Annotated in this window: 15 protein-coding genes; 10 read left to right on the top strand and 5 right to left on the bottom strand. The window is 40.7% G+C overall.

What is annotated here, in order from left to right:
• Positions 1 to 95: 95 nt before the first annotated feature.
• Positions 96 to 1,406 carry an amidohydrolase family protein gene (locus tag AC570I_RS06675; protein ID WP_047800055.1) on the bottom strand — a complete coding sequence of 437 codons (1,311 nt, stop codon included), beginning with the start codon at positions 1,404 to 1,406 and terminating at the stop codon, positions 96 to 98.
• Position 1,407: 1 nt separating this feature from the next.
• On the bottom strand, positions 1,408 to 4,428 hold the full coding sequence (locus AC570I_RS06670) for an amidohydrolase family protein (protein WP_497404854.1): 3,021 nt from the start codon (positions 4,426 to 4,428) through the stop codon (positions 1,408 to 1,410).
• 111 nt (positions 4,429 to 4,539) lie between these two features.
• On the opposite strand from AC570I_RS06670, the gene AC570I_RS06665 reads away from it, so the two are divergent.
• From AC570I_RS06665 to AC570I_RS06625, 9 genes are all read left to right on the top strand, one after another.
• Positions 4,540 to 4,983, top strand: coding sequence for a cytochrome B (locus AC570I_RS06665; RefSeq protein WP_497404853.1), 444 nt, complete (start codon positions 4,540 to 4,542; stop codon positions 4,981 to 4,983).
• Between the two features lie 397 nt (positions 4,984 to 5,380).
• Positions 5,381 to 6,778, top strand: a complete 1,398-nt coding sequence (locus tag AC570I_RS06660) for an anthranilate synthase component I family protein (RefSeq protein ID WP_047800058.1) — start codon at positions 5,381 to 5,383, stop codon at positions 6,776 to 6,778.
• Positions 6,779 to 6,825: 47 nt separating this feature from the next.
• On the top strand, positions 6,826 to 7,410 hold the full coding sequence (locus tag AC570I_RS06655; protein ID WP_047800059.1) for an anthranilate synthase component II: 585 nt from the start codon (positions 6,826 to 6,828) through the stop codon (positions 7,408 to 7,410).
• A 15-nt stretch (positions 7,411 to 7,425) separates the two neighbouring features.
• Complete coding sequence (trpC, locus tag AC570I_RS06650) at positions 7,426 to 8,208, top strand: indole-3-glycerol phosphate synthase TrpC (protein WP_497404852.1); 783 nt, start codon at positions 7,426 to 7,428, stop codon at positions 8,206 to 8,208.
• A gap of 103 nt (positions 8,209 to 8,311) precedes the next feature.
• Positions 8,312 to 9,502, top strand: a complete 1,191-nt coding sequence (gene hflX / locus AC570I_RS06645; protein WP_497404851.1) for a GTPase HflX — start codon at positions 8,312 to 8,314, stop codon at positions 9,500 to 9,502.
• A 3-nt stretch (positions 9,503 to 9,505) separates the two neighbouring features.
• Positions 9,506 to 9,883: a 30S ribosome-binding factor RbfA gene (gene rbfA, locus AC570I_RS06640; protein ID WP_047800062.1), complete on the top strand. Its 378-nt coding sequence runs from the start codon at positions 9,506 to 9,508 to the stop codon at positions 9,881 to 9,883.
• 23 nt (positions 9,884 to 9,906) lie between these two features.
• Entirely contained in the window at positions 9,907 to 10,611 is a 705-nt protein-coding gene (locus AC570I_RS06635; RefSeq protein WP_497404850.1) for a peptidoglycan DD-metalloendopeptidase family protein, read from the top strand.
• Positions 10,612 to 10,627: 16 nt separating this feature from the next.
• Complete coding sequence (locus AC570I_RS06630) at positions 10,628 to 11,284, top strand: energy transducer TonB (protein WP_231582688.1); 657 nt, start codon at positions 10,628 to 10,630, stop codon at positions 11,282 to 11,284.
• 18 nt (positions 11,285 to 11,302) lie between these two features.
• On the top strand, positions 11,303 to 11,710 hold the full coding sequence (locus AC570I_RS06625) for a hypothetical protein (RefSeq protein WP_047800064.1): 408 nt from the start codon (positions 11,303 to 11,305) through the stop codon (positions 11,708 to 11,710).
• Here AC570I_RS06625 and AC570I_RS06620 read toward each other — a convergent pair.
• Entirely contained in the window at positions 11,693 to 12,550 is an 858-nt protein-coding gene (locus tag AC570I_RS06620; protein WP_047800065.1) for a diacylglycerol/lipid kinase family protein, read from the bottom strand. The genes AC570I_RS06625 and AC570I_RS06620 overlap by 18 nt on opposite strands.
• A gap of 58 nt (positions 12,551 to 12,608) precedes the next feature.
• Between AC570I_RS06620 and AC570I_RS06615 the strand changes: the two genes are divergently transcribed.
• A complete protein-coding gene (locus AC570I_RS06615) occupies positions 12,609 to 13,583 on the top strand; it encodes an App1 family protein phosphatidate phosphatase (RefSeq protein WP_497404849.1) in 975 nt (324 codons plus the stop codon).
• A gap of 29 nt (positions 13,584 to 13,612) precedes the next feature.
• Here the strand turns inward: AC570I_RS06615 and AC570I_RS06610 are convergent, their stop codons facing one another.
• Both AC570I_RS06610 and dapF read right to left on the bottom strand, forming a co-directional pair.
• Positions 13,613 to 13,981 carry a YccF domain-containing protein gene (locus tag AC570I_RS06610; protein WP_047800067.1) on the bottom strand — a complete coding sequence of 123 codons (369 nt, stop codon included), beginning with the start codon at positions 13,979 to 13,981 and terminating at the stop codon, positions 13,613 to 13,615.
• Between the two features lie 64 nt (positions 13,982 to 14,045).
• A complete protein-coding gene (gene dapF, locus AC570I_RS06605; RefSeq protein ID WP_047800068.1) occupies positions 14,046 to 14,828 on the bottom strand; it encodes a diaminopimelate epimerase in 783 nt (260 codons plus the stop codon).
• Positions 14,829 to 15,082: the final 254 nt, after the last annotated feature.

Genomic DNA, 15,082 nt, shown 5'->3' with positions numbered 1-15,082 from the left:
TTAAATGGTTTACAAATGGCCTTATTTTCGCCCTATGTTAAAATAAAAAACGGCCGATAAATTAATATCGGCCGTTTTGTTAAGCTGTTTTTTGCTTACTTTTTATCTGCAGCATACTTGTCGCTAAATTTTCTGTCGAGTTGCTTGTGCAGGTTGTCCAGGTTAATATCTCTACCCTGAATAAAAGCCTGTTCCACTTTATTGGTTCTCATGTCCAATGCATCACCCGCAGAAATGAAGAATGTGGCATCCTTACCATTTTCTATACTGCCTGTAGTTTTATCAACACCCATTACTTTTGCAGCATTCAGGGTAATGGTTGATAGAGCTTTTTCCTTATCTAAACCCCATGCGGTTACGGTGCCCGCCATGAACGGCAAATTCCTTTGCTGCCAGTAACCATCAATGCTAAGTACCACATTAAGGCCCGCGTTAGCTAAAACTGCCGCATTCTTGTAAGGCATATTCACATCATCATCATTGTTATTGGGTAATGAATGTGGTTGTTTAACCACCAAGCTGATGTTATGATCTTTCAAGAAATCGATTATCAGATAAGCTTCGTCTGCACCGGTGATTACAGGAGTGATGCCAAATTTTTTGGCAAAGTTAACCGCTGCAACAATGTCTTTTTGAGAATCTGCTGCTATAAATAGTTTTTCCTCGCCATTGAAAACTCTTTTCATCGCTTCAAAACGGGTATTGATCACCTCTGGCTTACCCATTTCAACATACGCTTTGGCTTCTGCAAAGAAAGAAGTAAGCTGGGCAATAGCGGCCTGTGTCCTTTCTGTTAACATCTCGGGCGACATTTGCGGCCTTCCAAAACCCCCAAATCCCCCCCTGAAGCGTGGCGTAACCGGCCAGGTCATGTGCATGGCATCGTCAGTCCTTAAAGCGGCATCTTCCCAGTTCCATGCATCAAGCTGTACCACCGATGAACTACCTGAAACGGTGCCACCTTGGGGAGTAGGTTGTGCCATTAATACTCCATTGCTTCGCAAAGTTGCAGGAACCTTCGAATCGGTATTATAAGCTACGATAGAACGAATGTGTGAATTGTAATCGCCAATTTCCTGAAAATCCAAAGTGGCTTTCACGGCTTCTATTTCAGTTAGTCCCAGATTAGTTGTTGCTGCAATAAAACCAGGATAGACATGTTTTCCTGTGGCTACAATTTTTATCACATCATCAACAGGGGCTTGTCCGCCGGCTGTTACAGATACGATTTTACCATTGCTGAAAACGAGGGTACCATTTTCGATCACCGTTCCATTACCCACGTGAATGGTTGCGCCTGTAATGGCAATGGTTTTACTTTGTTTTTTCGCTGGCGAAATGTTTGCCTGGGCAAAACACATCAGGCTTGTTGCTGAAAAAGCCAGACTCATTAAATATGTTTTCATGTTAGTGTGCATGTTCTTTCTCAGTTAATTCGGCTGAATAGTTCTCTAATGTTTCGCAATTGTATAAACGAGGCGCATCACCCATCGGGCGCTGCGTGCGACTGCCTTTGCTTTTACTTTCCAGCATTTTCTGGATTAAACGTGCTTTTTCAGCTTGTTGAGCTTTGATGATCTGCGCATCTTTTTCAATGTCCCAGTAAGCAATCCCATCTACAAAAGTTTTCTCTGCTTTTGCATAAATAGATAACGGATTTGCGCTCCAGATTACCACGTCAGCGTCTTTTCCAGGCTTTAAACTACCCACTTTGTCATCAATGTGAAGCATGTGTGCAGGGTTTAAGGTTACAAATTTCAGTGCATCTTCTTCTGGTACATTACCGTATAATACTGATTTACCAGCCTCCTGGTTTAAGTGACGGGCCATTTCAGCATCGTCAGAATTGAATGCTGTAGTAATGCCTACGTTGTGCATAATCTTTCCATTGTAAGGAATAGCTTCGGCAACTTCATTTTTATAAGCCCACCAGTCAGAAAAAGTTGAACCGGCAATGCCATGTGCTTTCATTTTATCTGCCACTTTATAGCCCTCAAGGATGTGGGTAAAGGTGTTTATTTTGAAGCCTAAGCTGTCTGCAACATGGATCAGCATATTGATCTCGCTTTGAACGTAAGAGTGACAGGTGATGAAACGTTTGTTGTTTAGAATTTCCACGATGGCATCGAGTTCAAGATCTTTCCGAACATTACTGCCTTTAACCGACATCGCTTTGGCATATTCTTTTGCACGTGTAAACTCATCAACAAAGGTTTGTTCAACACCCATACGGGTAACCGGGAAACGGGCACCTGTACCAAAATTACTTTGCTTTACGTTTTCTCCAAGGGCAAATTTGATGAAACCATCTGCACCTGCAAATTTCAGTTCTTCAGGCGATTTACCCCAGCGTAATTTAATCAGTTGAGACTGTCCTCCAACAGGGTTTGCTGAACCATGCAAAATATGCGAAGTGGTGACACCACCTGCCAGCTGGCGATAAATATTGACATCCTCCGAATTAATAATATCAGCTATGCGAACCTCAGCGGATACCGATTGAGCGCCTTCGTTTATCCCTCCGCTACCGGCAATGTGTGAGTGTTCGTCGATAATTCCGGCAGTAATGTGTTTGCCTGTTGCGTCAATTACTTTCGCACCTGCGGCAGACAGGTTTTTACCAACTGCCTTAATCTTTCCGTTCTCCAGCAAAACATCCGCATTTTGCAAAACACCGTCTTTTTCATTCGTCCATACTGTACCATTTTTAATCAAAACAGTTTCTTGTTTAGGCAACTCAACACTACCAAATGCGGTGAACGGGTAAATTACCGGGCCAACAGCTAATGCAGGTTTGGGTTCATCTTTTTTAGGCATTTCTTTAGCAGCTTCTTTGTAGCTGGCCGTAAATTTACCTGCCGAACCATCAGCAAGAGCAGATTCACCTTTAATGGTGATCGGATTTGCCGAGGTAATATATCCGCTTAAGCGAACATCACCTTTAGGGTTTTTCTTAAGGTTGAAGTTAATGCTCACCCAGTCGCCATTGCGTGTAAAGGTAGCAGTCGTTTTTACACTATCTGCACCTGTCCTTTCAATCGCTGCAGCAGAGCCTCCACCCGTTCCGGTTATTTTTAAGGTTAAGGCACCTACACCATCAATGTTCAGGTTATATGTTCCGCGAACATCACTTACGTCCATTTTGTTAACGATGAAGCGTTTTCCCTGAACCCAGTTTTCAAAAATGATGTTGCCGTTTTTGAATAGGTTATCAGAAGAGATCAGAAAGTTGGCCACTTTACCTTTCTCCAGTGAGCCTACTTTATCGCTGATTCCTAAAAGTTCTGCAGGAATAGTTGTGGTTGCTAGTAAAGCCTGTTTTTCGGTTAATCCATTTTCTATTGCAGAGCGGATGTTGCCCCAAAAATCGCGGCTATTCTCTAAACCGAATGCAGTTAGCGCAAACTTTACACCTGCTTTTTCCAAAACTGCAGGATTGGTGGGTGCCAGCTCCCAGCCCTTCATCTGCGATAAGGTAACGTTTCTGGCCTCCGCAGGATCTTCCACATCATATGCTTTTGGGAAAGATAAGGGAATAATTAAGCTCGCTCCTGTGGCTTTAACTTCATTGATTCGCTGATACTCATCTCCCGCGGATTTGATGATGAATTTTTTACCAAACTCCTTACCAATCTTATCCGCACGGAGGATATTTGCCCAACCGTCCACTTCAAAAATCTGCGGCATGGCCTGCTGTTTCCCAAACTCATCTAAAGAAATATTATATTCCTCTTTTTGTTTACTATACCATTGTGCATCATAAAAGGTTTGGCGGAGTAAGGCGATCGACCCCATTAAAGAGGTAGGATAATCATTTGATGATGTGCCTTTGTTAAACGAATAGTTAGCTGCGGTCTGATCTTTCAAAATAAGGTTATTGTCAGCATCATCGTTCAGTGTAACAGCGGCAGAAACCCCGCGGGCAATACCATCACGGCTGATGACATTAACACTCCCAAAACCCACTTTGCGCAATTCATCCGCTTTTTTACTGTCGGCAGAGAATATACTTTTAACGTAAGTTTCTGGTCTGATGGCCTCATTCCATCCGTAAGCCCCCTTTTTGGTCGAAACGAAAATAGATTGACGCTGGCCTCCAAAACCTCGTCCCTGCGCCGGAGTTTCGGCAATTCCATAACTGGTAAAGGCATCAACCAGTGAGGGGTAAATAAATTTTCCTTTTACATCTACAACAACATATCCTTTTGGTACTGCAACTCCAGCTCCAACGGCCTGAATGGTTTGGCCTTTAATTAATAGTGTTGCATTGGTGAGGGTTTGGTTGGCGTTGACTACAATAGTTGCATTAGTAAAAGCAAACATTCCAGGTCGGGTATCATAGGAACCGTTAACAGGGAAAGTAGTTTGTTGTGCAAACATTATCGTAGTAGAAAACACCAGCCCAAGGGCAAGTAAAATTTTCTTCATAATAAGTTTAGTGGTTATTTTGTTTAAAACTAATATAAATTAGTGTTGGAAGTGCTGAATATCCTATTTTTTACAATTAATGACTATTTTTGAAGAAACATATTTGGAAAAATGTATAGTATTTTAAAATCTGCGCACTCAGGGTGGCGCTACATCGTATTAATTTTATTAGTTGTTGCCGTAATTAATGCCCTGCAGGGGTGGTTAGGTAAAAAAACGTATACAGAAGGTAACCGTAAGCTAAATGTCTTTACCTTAATCAGCGCGCATATTCAGTTTCTGATCGGATTAGTGCTTTATTTTTTAAGTCCGCTAACTAAACTTCCGATGAGCGACACGATAGGAAGATACTTCAAAGCTGAGCATACCAGCATGATGCTGATTGCCATTATTCTGATTACTATTGGGAACTCAAAATCGAAAAAAGTGGCAGATGCTGTGGCAAAACACCGCACTATAACTATTTTCTTTGGATTGGCCTTAATTATTATTATTGCGGCCATCTCACTAATGATCAAAGAAGTTCCCGGAAGATCATTTTTTGGAGTTTCTTAAAAAATGATTGCTTTCTGAGTTAGCCGAAGTGTATTTTGCAACAGAAACTCTGGAATATTGATAATATTTTAAATAAAGCCGGCCTGCTAGCCGGCTTTATTCGTTAACAAATAAAAGTTTAACATAAAATATATTGAATTAATTGTGGTAAATATTTTGCTTTTTCAAATTTCTTTATATTTTTGTCGCTCATGATCAGCAATATACATACATGGCTTTGGCGCGGTAATTCTAGAAAGAGTTGCGCTGGCTGCGTATGAGAAAAATATAGTTTATCAACCTAAACCTTAATTGAACCAATAAAGCCCGGCGTAGAACCACACGCCGGGCTTTTATTTTTTTAAAAAATTACAAAGGGGAGATGCCTACATTGTTCCTCCCCGCAATGACGATAAAAATGTTTAAAATTAATACCACCTATAAAAAAATGCTTGCTGACACCACAACGCCTGTTAGCATTTATTTACGATTACGCGATGTTTATCCAAACAGCATCTTACTCGAAAGTTCAGACTATCACAGCCGTGAGAATTCTATGAGTTTCGTTTGTGCTGAACCTGTAGCCGGAATTATTTTGAAAGGCAAACGGCTGGAAACCTATTTTCCGGATGGAACCGTTGCGATCAAAGAAAGTAAAAACCTTACTGAAGAAATAGCCGAATTTAAGGATCAGTTTAAACAAACAGACTTTCCTGAAATTAAGTTCATTTCCAGTGGTTTATTCGGTTATTTCACCTGGAATGCCGTACAGCATTTTGAAGATATTCAGTTCACATCCGAAACTCCTGAAGGAGAGGAAATTCCGGAGATGCAATATCATTTGTATCGTTATCTGATTGCTATCGATCATTTTAAAAATGAAATCACTTTGTTCAAGAATACTTTCGAAGGGGAAGAGGAAGGCGGACTGGAAAAAATGGAGTACCTTATACAGAATAAAAACTATCCTGAATATAAATTCCAGCTTCGGGGGGAGGAAAGCTCAAATTTAACCGATCAGGGCTTTATGGAGCTGGTGGAAAAGCTCCAAAAACATATTTATCGCGGTGATGTTTTTCAGATTGTTCCGTCGCGGGCATTTAAACAAGCTTTTTCGGGTGATGAATTTAATGTATATCGTTGCCTGCGTTCCATCAACCCATCGCCCTATCTTTTCTATTTTGATTACGGTAACTTCAAGCTCTTTGGATCATCACCAGAGGCTCAAATTACGATCAAAAATAACACAGCCAATATTTTTCCAATAGCGGGGACTTTTAAGCGAAGTGGAAATGATATCGAAGATGCAGAACAGGCCCGTAAACTGGAGCAGGATCCGAAAGAAAGTGCTGAGCATGTGATGCTGGTTGATTTAGCCCGTAATGATTTAAGCAGGCATTGTAACCGTGTGGAAGTAAAATCATTTAAGGAGGTTCAGTATTACTCGCACCTTATCCATTTGGTAAGTAAAGTGAGTGGCCACCTTCAGGAAGATGTAAGTGCTTTTAAAGTTGTTGCCGATACTTATCCGGCAGGGACACTTAGCGGGGCGCCTAAATACAAAGCCATGCAGCTGATTGATGAGAATGAAAAACTGGGGCGCAATTTTTATGCTGGCGCCATTGGTTTTATGGGCTTCAATGAAGATTTTAACCATGCCATCATGATCAGGACTTTCATGAGTAAAAATAACGAATTGCATTACCGTGCCGGGGCAGGTATTGTGGCAGACTCTGTTCCGGAAACTGAAATGCAGGAAGTGAACAATAAAATTGCCGCCTTAAGAAAAGCACTGCAAATGGCTGAAGGCATCTAATAAAAAAAGCTGCAAGGTAAATCACCCGAAAAAAAGAAGAAATCAAGATGGAAAATAAAGATAAAAAGCCAGTTTTAGTGATAGATAATTACGACAGTTTTACTTATAACCTGGTTCATTTAATTAATGAAGTTGGATATGACGCTGTGGTATGGAGAAATGATAAGTTTGATTTGGCAGACGTATCACAATACGATAAAATTTTGCTTTCCCCGGGTCCCGGTATTCCGGAAGAGGCTGGTTTACTCCTGGATGTAATCAAAACCTATGCCCCGAGCAAAAGTATTTTCGGAGTATGTTTAGGGCAACAGGCAATTGCAGAGGTTTTCGGTGGAACTTTACTAAACCTCGGACGGCCTATGCATGGTATTGCGACACCCGTTACTGTTGTCGACGGCGATGAGCCCTTGTTCTGGGAATGTCCCCAAACCATCAATGTAGGACGCTACCATAGCTGGGTGGTAAGCAAGGAAAACTTTCCTTCCTGCCTGAAAATTACTGCAAGAGACCACAAGAGTGAAATTATGGCATTAAGGCACGAGTCGCTCGACGTTCGCGGAGTACAATTTCACCCCGAAAGTGTACTTACAGAATATGGTAAGCAGATGATGGAGAACTGGTTAACGAGTTAACAAATAAGAATTTACATGAACATTTTAGATAAAATCGTACTGCGAAAAAAGGAAGAAGTTGCTGATGCGAAGCGATTAATTTCTGTTAATGATTTAACGCAATCGGTTCACTTTAACAGAACGCCATATTCCTTCAAAGAGTTTTTACTGGCCGAAGATCGTACCGGCATTATTGCCGAGTTTAAGCGACGCTCTCCTTCAAAAGGATTAATAAACGGTATAGCCGATGTAGCTGAGGTGACCCAGGCTTATAATCATGCGGGGGCATCGGCACTTTCCGTATTAACCGATGTTGATTTCTTTGGTGGTAAAACCGATGATATCCTGGCCGCCAGAGCTGCAAATCAAATTCCCATCCTGCGTAAAGATTTTATGATTGATGAGTACCAGATCTTAGAAGCTAAAGCCTGGGGAGCGGATATCATTCTGCTCATCGCTGCAATCCTTTCTCCTCAGCAAATTAGTGATTTTGGTAAGTTTGCTCAAAACCTTGGTTTAAATGTGTTACTCGAGGTACACAACCTGGAGGAACTGGAAAGAAGTATCTGCCCGCACCTGGATGCTATAGGTGTTAATAACCGGAATCTTGCAGATTTTACGGTAGATATACAAACTTCATTTGATCTGGTGAATACTATTCCAAACGAGTTTTTAAAGATCTCTGAAAGTGCAATCAGTAACCCTCAAACCATTAGGGAGCTTAAAGCTGCCGGCTTTGACGGCTTTTTAATTGGTGAAAACTTTATGAAAACAGATGATCCGGGTACGGCGATAAAAGATTTTCTAGCACAGATATAAGTGGTCTAACTTCATAAATTTCAAAAACCGGCAAGGTTTGTTGATCTGCGTTTTTCGTTCGCTAATTTACAGCTGATCAATTTTCGTATATTTGTATAATTACATGGGAAAAAAGAAATTTTATGATACTGCTATCAAGCAGGAGCGGGCGATATTAGTTGGCGTGGTAACACCCGGTGAAAAAGAAGAGCAGACTAAAGAATATTTAGATGAGCTTGCCTTTTTAGTTGATACAGCCGGAGGAAAAGTGGAGAAGGTTTTTACTCAAAAAATGCTTAAACCTGAACGGGCAACTTTCGTAGGTACAGGAAAACTGGAAGAAATTAAAGCTTATGTTAAGTCGGAAGAGATTGATACCGTTGTGTTTGATGATGAGCTCTCGCCTTCACAATTGAGAAATATTGACCGTGAACTCGGTGTAAAGGTACTCGATAGAAGCAATTTAATCCTCGATATCTTTGCCAGCAGGGCACAAACCGCACAGGCAAAAACACAGGTTGAGCTCGCCCAATTACAATACGTTTTGCCTCGTTTAACGGGGATGTGGACTCACCTTGAGCGACAAAAAGGGGGGATTGGTATGCGTGGGCCAGGGGAAACGCAAATTGAAAGTGACAGGCGTATTATTCTAAATAAAATATCACTGCTAAAAGAACGCCTGAGGAATATTGACAGGCAGAATGAAACCCAGCGCAAAAACCGAGGGCAACTTATTCGTGTAGCGTTGGTTGGTTATACTAACGTAGGAAAATCAACCATCATGAATATGCTTTCCAAATCTGAAGTTTTTGCAGAAAATAAGTTATTTGCCACATTGGATACTACAGTGAGGAAGGTGGTGATTGAAAATCTGCCCTTTTTGCTGTCTGACACGGTGGGTTTCATCCGCAAACTTCCTCACCATCTGGTAGAATGTTTTAAATCTACCCTGGATGAGGTTCGTGAGGCGGATTTATTGATCCATATTGTGGACGTTTCGCATCCCAATTTCGAAGACCAGATTAATACCGTTAATGAAACTTTAAAAGATCTTGGCGCTGTAGATAAAGATACCATCCTGGTATTTAATAAAATAGATGCATATGTATCTCCTGAAGTTGACAACGAAGAGGATGATGGAAAACTAACACTCGAGGATTTTAAGCGCAGCTGGATGAGTCACGATAAGGTGCCTGTTCTCTTTATTTCGGCAATAGAAAAAGAAAATATTGAAGAATTTAAAACACTGTTGTACGATAAAATCAAAGCTGCGCACGTAGCGAGATACCCGTATGATAGTAATTTGTTATATTAGAATATGGAAAGTAAACGTCAGCAGAAATTTGCAGGGGTACTGCAAGAGGAGTTAGCACAGGTTTTTCAGCGTGAGGGTGCTGCATTTTTACCAAATACACTGGTAACCATTACCCGCGTTCGCGTATCGCCGGATTTAGCTGTGGCAAAGGTTTATCTAAGCTTTTTTAATACCAATAATACTACGCTTTCAATCAACACTGTGAATGCACATGCTGGTGAAATCAGATATAAGCTGGGCAGCAGAATCCGTCACCAGGTACGGGTAGTGCCCGAGTTAACATTTTTTGTTGATGATACCAACGAATATGTAGAACGCATGGATCATCTTTTCGAAAAGATTGCCAAAGAGCCCAGACAAAAAGACGAAGACGAAGAATAATTCTAAGCAGTATCGCAGTAAGTATGTCCAACTTTTCGAAGCCATCTTTTGAACAGATCATTGAGTCTAACAGACTGTTAATTCAGCCTGTTATAGATTTCGACACTTCGAAAGACCGGATACTTCAGATGGATTTCACAGCCGCTAATACCGAGCTGACCAATGAGATTTTAGATGATACTGCATTATTTTCTGCCTGGGTAAATCAAAAACTTGCCACCCGTGATGCCCGCTATGGAATTGGTGGCTATGATGAGCATAGAACCATTTATTCCCGAAGTGCTCATTTTGATACTGGCGAAGAGCCCAGGAGATTGCATTTAGGGGTTGATATATGGGCGCCGGCAGGCACTACGGTTTATAATTTTTTTGATGCCACTGTGCATAGTTTTGCCAATAATAACCATTTCGGCGACTATGGTGCTACGATTATTCTGACCTACGATATCGAAGGCATTCAATTTAACGTGCTTCACGGACATTTGAGTCTCAGTTCCCTGGACGGACTAACTGCAGGAAAGTTCATTCCGGCAGCCACTCCTTTTGCCACTTTAGGGGTAAAAGAAGAAAACGGCTACTGGCCTCCGCATCTGCATTTTCAAGTCATTCAGGATATGGAAGGCCTTAAAGGTGATTATCCTGGTGTATGCAAGTATAGCGAACGGGAGAAATATCTGGCCAACTGCCCTGATCCGAATATTATTCTGCAATCAACTTTTATTGCCTGATAAAGCGTAAATTAGTATGATGAGAAAGTTGATTATCCTTTGCCTGCTGCTCTATAGTGGTGCCAGCATGGCCCAGCTGCAGTTTAAATCTGGCAAAACCGGCTTCGCTACTTTTTTGAGAGACAAGATGATCTATCCCGGCTTTTCAAAAGATAACTGTATTCAGGGCACCGTAAATATCAGTTTTAAACTAGATGAAAAAGGAAGGGTGTATTCTTCGAAAGTGAGCAAAGGAATACTGAGTGAGCTGGATGAGGAAGCCCTTAGGCTTGTGAGAATGAGCAGTGGAAAATGGCAGGTTCCTGCAGGTTACGATACAACTGCTTCTGTTGTGGTACCTGTTAATTTCAGGCTTTCGGGTTACAACTGCGAAGGTAAATCCAGTTCAGATATTCAGGAAGCCATACGCAACTACCAGGCTGAAGAAGGGTTGACCAATTCCGTAATCAACTTTTATAAAAATATAGATCAGGCCAAACCAGGTCAGGAGGCGCAGATTATCTCCATCAAAAATCAGTTGGGTATAGATGATGATTACCTCAAATCGCGTATCGATAGCGGAATGAAAAAAATGAAGCAGGGCGATAAACAAGGCGCGTGTGAAGACTTTTTGTTTGTTAAATACATGGGGAGCAAACTAGCAGATGAATACCTGGTTAAATATTGCAAGTAGGTTTAAATACATCGCTTAATGAGAAATACAAGCAGACTTTTTGCATTGCTGGATGTAATCAGCATTATATTATTGGCCACGCAATTCTGGAGTATGGTCACTCACTTAAATCAAATTCCAGATCAGCTGCTCTCTCAAATTAAGGTAGCGTTATTAATCCCACTGTTTTTATCATTATTTGTTTCTGCTGCAGGACTCTTTCAATATAAGCGCTTTGGTTTTATTACCTATTATGTGCAGTTCCCATTCAGATTAATCGTATGGGTATTTTCTATCGGGTTTCTCACTTACCTCCCTGAGTTGTTTCAGGTTAGTTTAAGTGAAAAATGGTTTTATATTCTGCTCAAAGTATGCTTTGTCGCAGAGTTTTTCAGACTATACTTCACGATCCAGACTCACCGCGATCAATTAAGGAACAATTACTGATATCGCACGTGGTATCACTTCCGCACTTACTTCATTTACCCTCCCGATATATTCTCCGTCTACCTGAAAGTGAACCTGATGTTTTGAAAATATTTTTACTGATGCTGTTTGAAATACTTCAATCTTTTTAGGATTAAAAGGCAGTCTGGTTAACCATATCTTTATAATCTCCAGATAGGAATAATCTTTCACCAGGATAATTTCAAACAGCTCATCATCAAGTTTTCCATCTGGATTTATTTTGAGGCCTGTTCCATACATGGTGGCGTTGGCAATGGCCACCATTGCGGCCTTTGACTTTATTTTCTCGCCTTTCAGCGAAAGCTCCACTTCCATCCTTTTATGGTTCCAGAGCGCATGCCAGGTAGCTTTAGCATAACCCCACATCCCCCTTTCCGGCAGCGCATCGAATTTTTTAACCAGATAAGCATTAAATCCCAGGTCTGCCAGATGGATGCAGATCTCATCATCAATCTTAATCACGTGGATTTGTTTGGCAGTTCCATGCTCAATCAGGCTCAGTGCCTCACTGATATCTGTTGGGATACCAAGTTCTTTGGCCATACCATTTGCCGAGCCTGCAGGGATAATCCCAATGGGTGTTTGTGATTTTAATAAACAACTCGCAACCAGTTTCAAAGTACCGTCACCTCCAACCGCAATCACCCTGTCTGCCTGAACAGATTCAATTTGTTCTTTAATTTTTGCAAGCGAACAATTATCCGGTAGTTCATAAATCACTACATCTGCTTCTCTGTTCGCAAAATGCGAAGTGATTGCCTCTTTAAGGTCAATATCGTGACTTCCTGAACCTGGATTGATGATGAATTGAAGTTTCATATTTTTACCTTAATGATTTACAACACAAACAAGTTTTAACAAACACTGTTTTACAACAATGAATAAATCTGCAAGTGTAAAAGTTTATCATGGATACGGACACAAGCATAATCTGGTAGTTTATGGGCATGTTTTCAAACGCAGGGCGAAAAGCCGGCAGATTTACAGCAACAAAATATTTGTTAATATTCTACACCTGTTAAAGCTTTTCATCCTGAAGCCCTATCCATTTGTAAATGTAAGATTGCAGTTTTTTGATCAAACCATTTATAACCGTACAGAACAAGACGGTTTTTTCAGGTTTGAATGGGAAGCTACTGAAGATGTGAAAGCGGGATGGCATTTTGTAAAAGTTGAGGCGGTGGATGAGGCCGGAAATGTGTTAAGTGCAGGTGAAGGGAAAGTGTATGTTCCTCATATCACACAGTATGCTTTTATTTCTGATGTGGATGATACCGTGATGATTTCTCACTCGGCTACCATTGCCAGGAGGTTAAGAGAACTTTTTATCAAAAATCCACATACACGAAAAACGTTTCCGAATGTTGCAGAACATTACCGGCAGCTTGCTTTATCACATACGCAGGAGGATCAGCCCAACCCTTTTTTTTATGTCAGCAGCAGCGAATGGAACCTTTATGATTATTTAATTGAAACATTTCATTTCCATAAACTGCCAGATGGGGCTTTTTTACTGAACACATTAAAAAGATGGAAGGATTTAATAGCTACAGGTAGAACCGGACACGAGGGCAAGTTACTTAGGGTTATGAGGATACTTGATGCTTTCCCGAATCAAAAATTTGTTTTCTTTGGCGACAATTCTCAGCAGGATCCTACTATATATGCGGCTATCGTAGAAAAATATCCACAAAATATAGCTGCGGTCTACATCAGGAACATCAGGCCTGAAAAGTTCATAGATGCAAGGTCCGCTTTAGACAAAATTGAGCTTAAGGGTGTGGAAACCTGTTTGTTTAACAGTAGTGAGGAAGCCATCAGTCATTCAAAAAAAATAGGCCTGATAAAATAGTTCTTACGCTTTATAGTCAGTTATAGTTTTCAGGAAATGGATTTTCCAAAGGGTGTAAACGCCAGATTCATGAGCTTGAAATGCTGACGTCCGAACGGGATACCTACGATGGTGATACAAAGTAATATCCCAAAGAAAAGATGTGTCAGTGCAATCCAGAATCCTCCACAGAGAATCCAGATCAGGTTCATAATGGTTGACAGGCAGCCGGTGTTAGAAGATGTATCTTTAATTTTGACGCCAAAAGGCGCAAGGCCAACTATCGCAAATTTAAAACATTGAATGCCAAAGGGTATGCCAACAATAGTGAGGCATAAAATTAATCCGCCAATAATATATTCGAAAAAAATAAATATACCGCCAAAAATAATCCAGATGATATTGCCTAAAAAGTTCATGTTTTGCTTTTAGTTAAGATATCGAATGGCTGGCTTTGTTACAACGGGATACTTAAAGGCCAGGTTATTCAACCTCGCCTTCAAATACTAATTTTGCCGGACCGCATAAAAATACATTGGTAAATTTATGTCCGTCGTAATCGAATTCTATTTTAATGTCGCCGCCCAATACTTTGATCGCAGTTGTAATATGGCCTGTCTGGTTTTTGTATTTCGCCATTGCCATTGCAACAGCGGTAACACCAGTGCCACAGGCATAGGTTTCATCTTCAACGCCACGTTCGTAAGTACGCACAAATAAATGGTCGCCATTATCTTCAACGAAATTTACATTAATTCCCTTTTCGTTATAGTTGGTATTATAGCGGATGCTTTTTCCGGCATTAAAAACATCAAAACTGCTTAGGTTATCCTGTATGGCAACATAATGAGGAGAGCCTGTGTTCAGTACGAAAGCCTCGCCATCATTTGTGATGGAATCCACATCAATCATCTGAAGGTCAACCCAATCTCCCGATTCTGAAATTCTGGCATAATGAGGACCGTCTACTGCCAAAAAGTTAGTCTCTTTGCCAATGATGCCCAGGTGCTTAGCAAAGGCCACAATGCAGCGGCCACCGTTTCCACACATACTACCTAATTTTCCATCAGCATTAAAGTAGTGCATCTCAAAATCATAATCAGGATGTTTGGTCAGAAACATGAGCCCATCTGCGCCCACACCAAAACGTCGGTGACATAGTTTTTCAACCAGTTCATTATCAATGTTTTTTAGTGGTCCTGCAGTGTGATCAATCAAAATAAAATCGTTACCCGCACCCTGATATTTTAAAAAATTGATTTTCATTTAATCTTCATTATTTTATGCAATATTTGAGTTGCAATATTTCTTCGGCCCCTGATGTTTTGTAATTTAACATTTTTTAACAAGGTTTAAAGCGCTTTGAAGATGCAAATATCGTTTATATGGTATTAAATTTGAATAAACTTACGAAAGAAAATTTGAGCAGATAAAAACTGCCTGAGCATCCTGCTTAAATCAAAGTGACCAGGTGCTTAAGCAAATTGACCGAAATCGATTATAGGCAAACCATTAGCTAG

The sequence above is a fragment of the Pedobacter sp. A2324 genome (assembly GCF_059693705.1).
The sequence above is the reverse complement of the archived record's forward strand: the minus strand, read 5'-3'. Positions and strand labels throughout refer to the sequence as shown.

Coding starts and splice junctions, on each gene's coding strand:
- AC570I_RS06675 (WP_047800055.1), bottom strand. CDS start 1,406: ATGAAAACATATTTAATGAGTCTGGCTTTTTCAGCAACAAGCCTGATG.
- AC570I_RS06670 (WP_497404854.1), bottom strand. CDS start 4,428: ATGAAGAAAATTTTACTTGCCCTTGGGCTGGTGTTTTCTACTACGATA.
- AC570I_RS06665 (WP_497404853.1), top strand. CDS start 4,540: ATGTATAGTATTTTAAAATCTGCGCACTCAGGGTGGCGCTACATCGTA.
- AC570I_RS06660 (WP_047800058.1), top strand. CDS start 5,381: ATGTTTAAAATTAATACCACCTATAAAAAAATGCTTGCTGACACCACA.
- AC570I_RS06655 (WP_047800059.1), top strand. CDS start 6,826: ATGGAAAATAAAGATAAAAAGCCAGTTTTAGTGATAGATAATTACGAC.
- trpC (WP_497404852.1), top strand. CDS start 7,426: ATGAACATTTTAGATAAAATCGTACTGCGAAAAAAGGAAGAAGTTGCT.
- hflX (WP_497404851.1), top strand. CDS start 8,312: ATGGGAAAAAAGAAATTTTATGATACTGCTATCAAGCAGGAGCGGGCG.
- rbfA (WP_047800062.1), top strand. CDS start 9,506: ATGGAAAGTAAACGTCAGCAGAAATTTGCAGGGGTACTGCAAGAGGAG.
- AC570I_RS06635 (WP_497404850.1), top strand. CDS start 9,907: ATGTCCAACTTTTCGAAGCCATCTTTTGAACAGATCATTGAGTCTAAC.
- AC570I_RS06630 (WP_231582688.1), top strand. CDS start 10,628: ATGATGAGAAAGTTGATTATCCTTTGCCTGCTGCTCTATAGTGGTGCC.
- AC570I_RS06625 (WP_047800064.1), top strand. CDS start 11,303: ATGAGAAATACAAGCAGACTTTTTGCATTGCTGGATGTAATCAGCATT.
- AC570I_RS06620 (WP_047800065.1), bottom strand. CDS start 12,550: ATGAAACTTCAATTCATCATCAATCCAGGTTCAGGAAGTCACGATATT.
- AC570I_RS06615 (WP_497404849.1), top strand. CDS start 12,609: ATGAATAAATCTGCAAGTGTAAAAGTTTATCATGGATACGGACACAAG.
- AC570I_RS06610 (WP_047800067.1), bottom strand. CDS start 13,981: ATGAACTTTTTAGGCAATATCATCTGGATTATTTTTGGCGGTATATTT.
- dapF (WP_047800068.1), bottom strand. CDS start 14,828: ATGAAAATCAATTTTTTAAAATATCAGGGTGCGGGTAACGATTTTATT.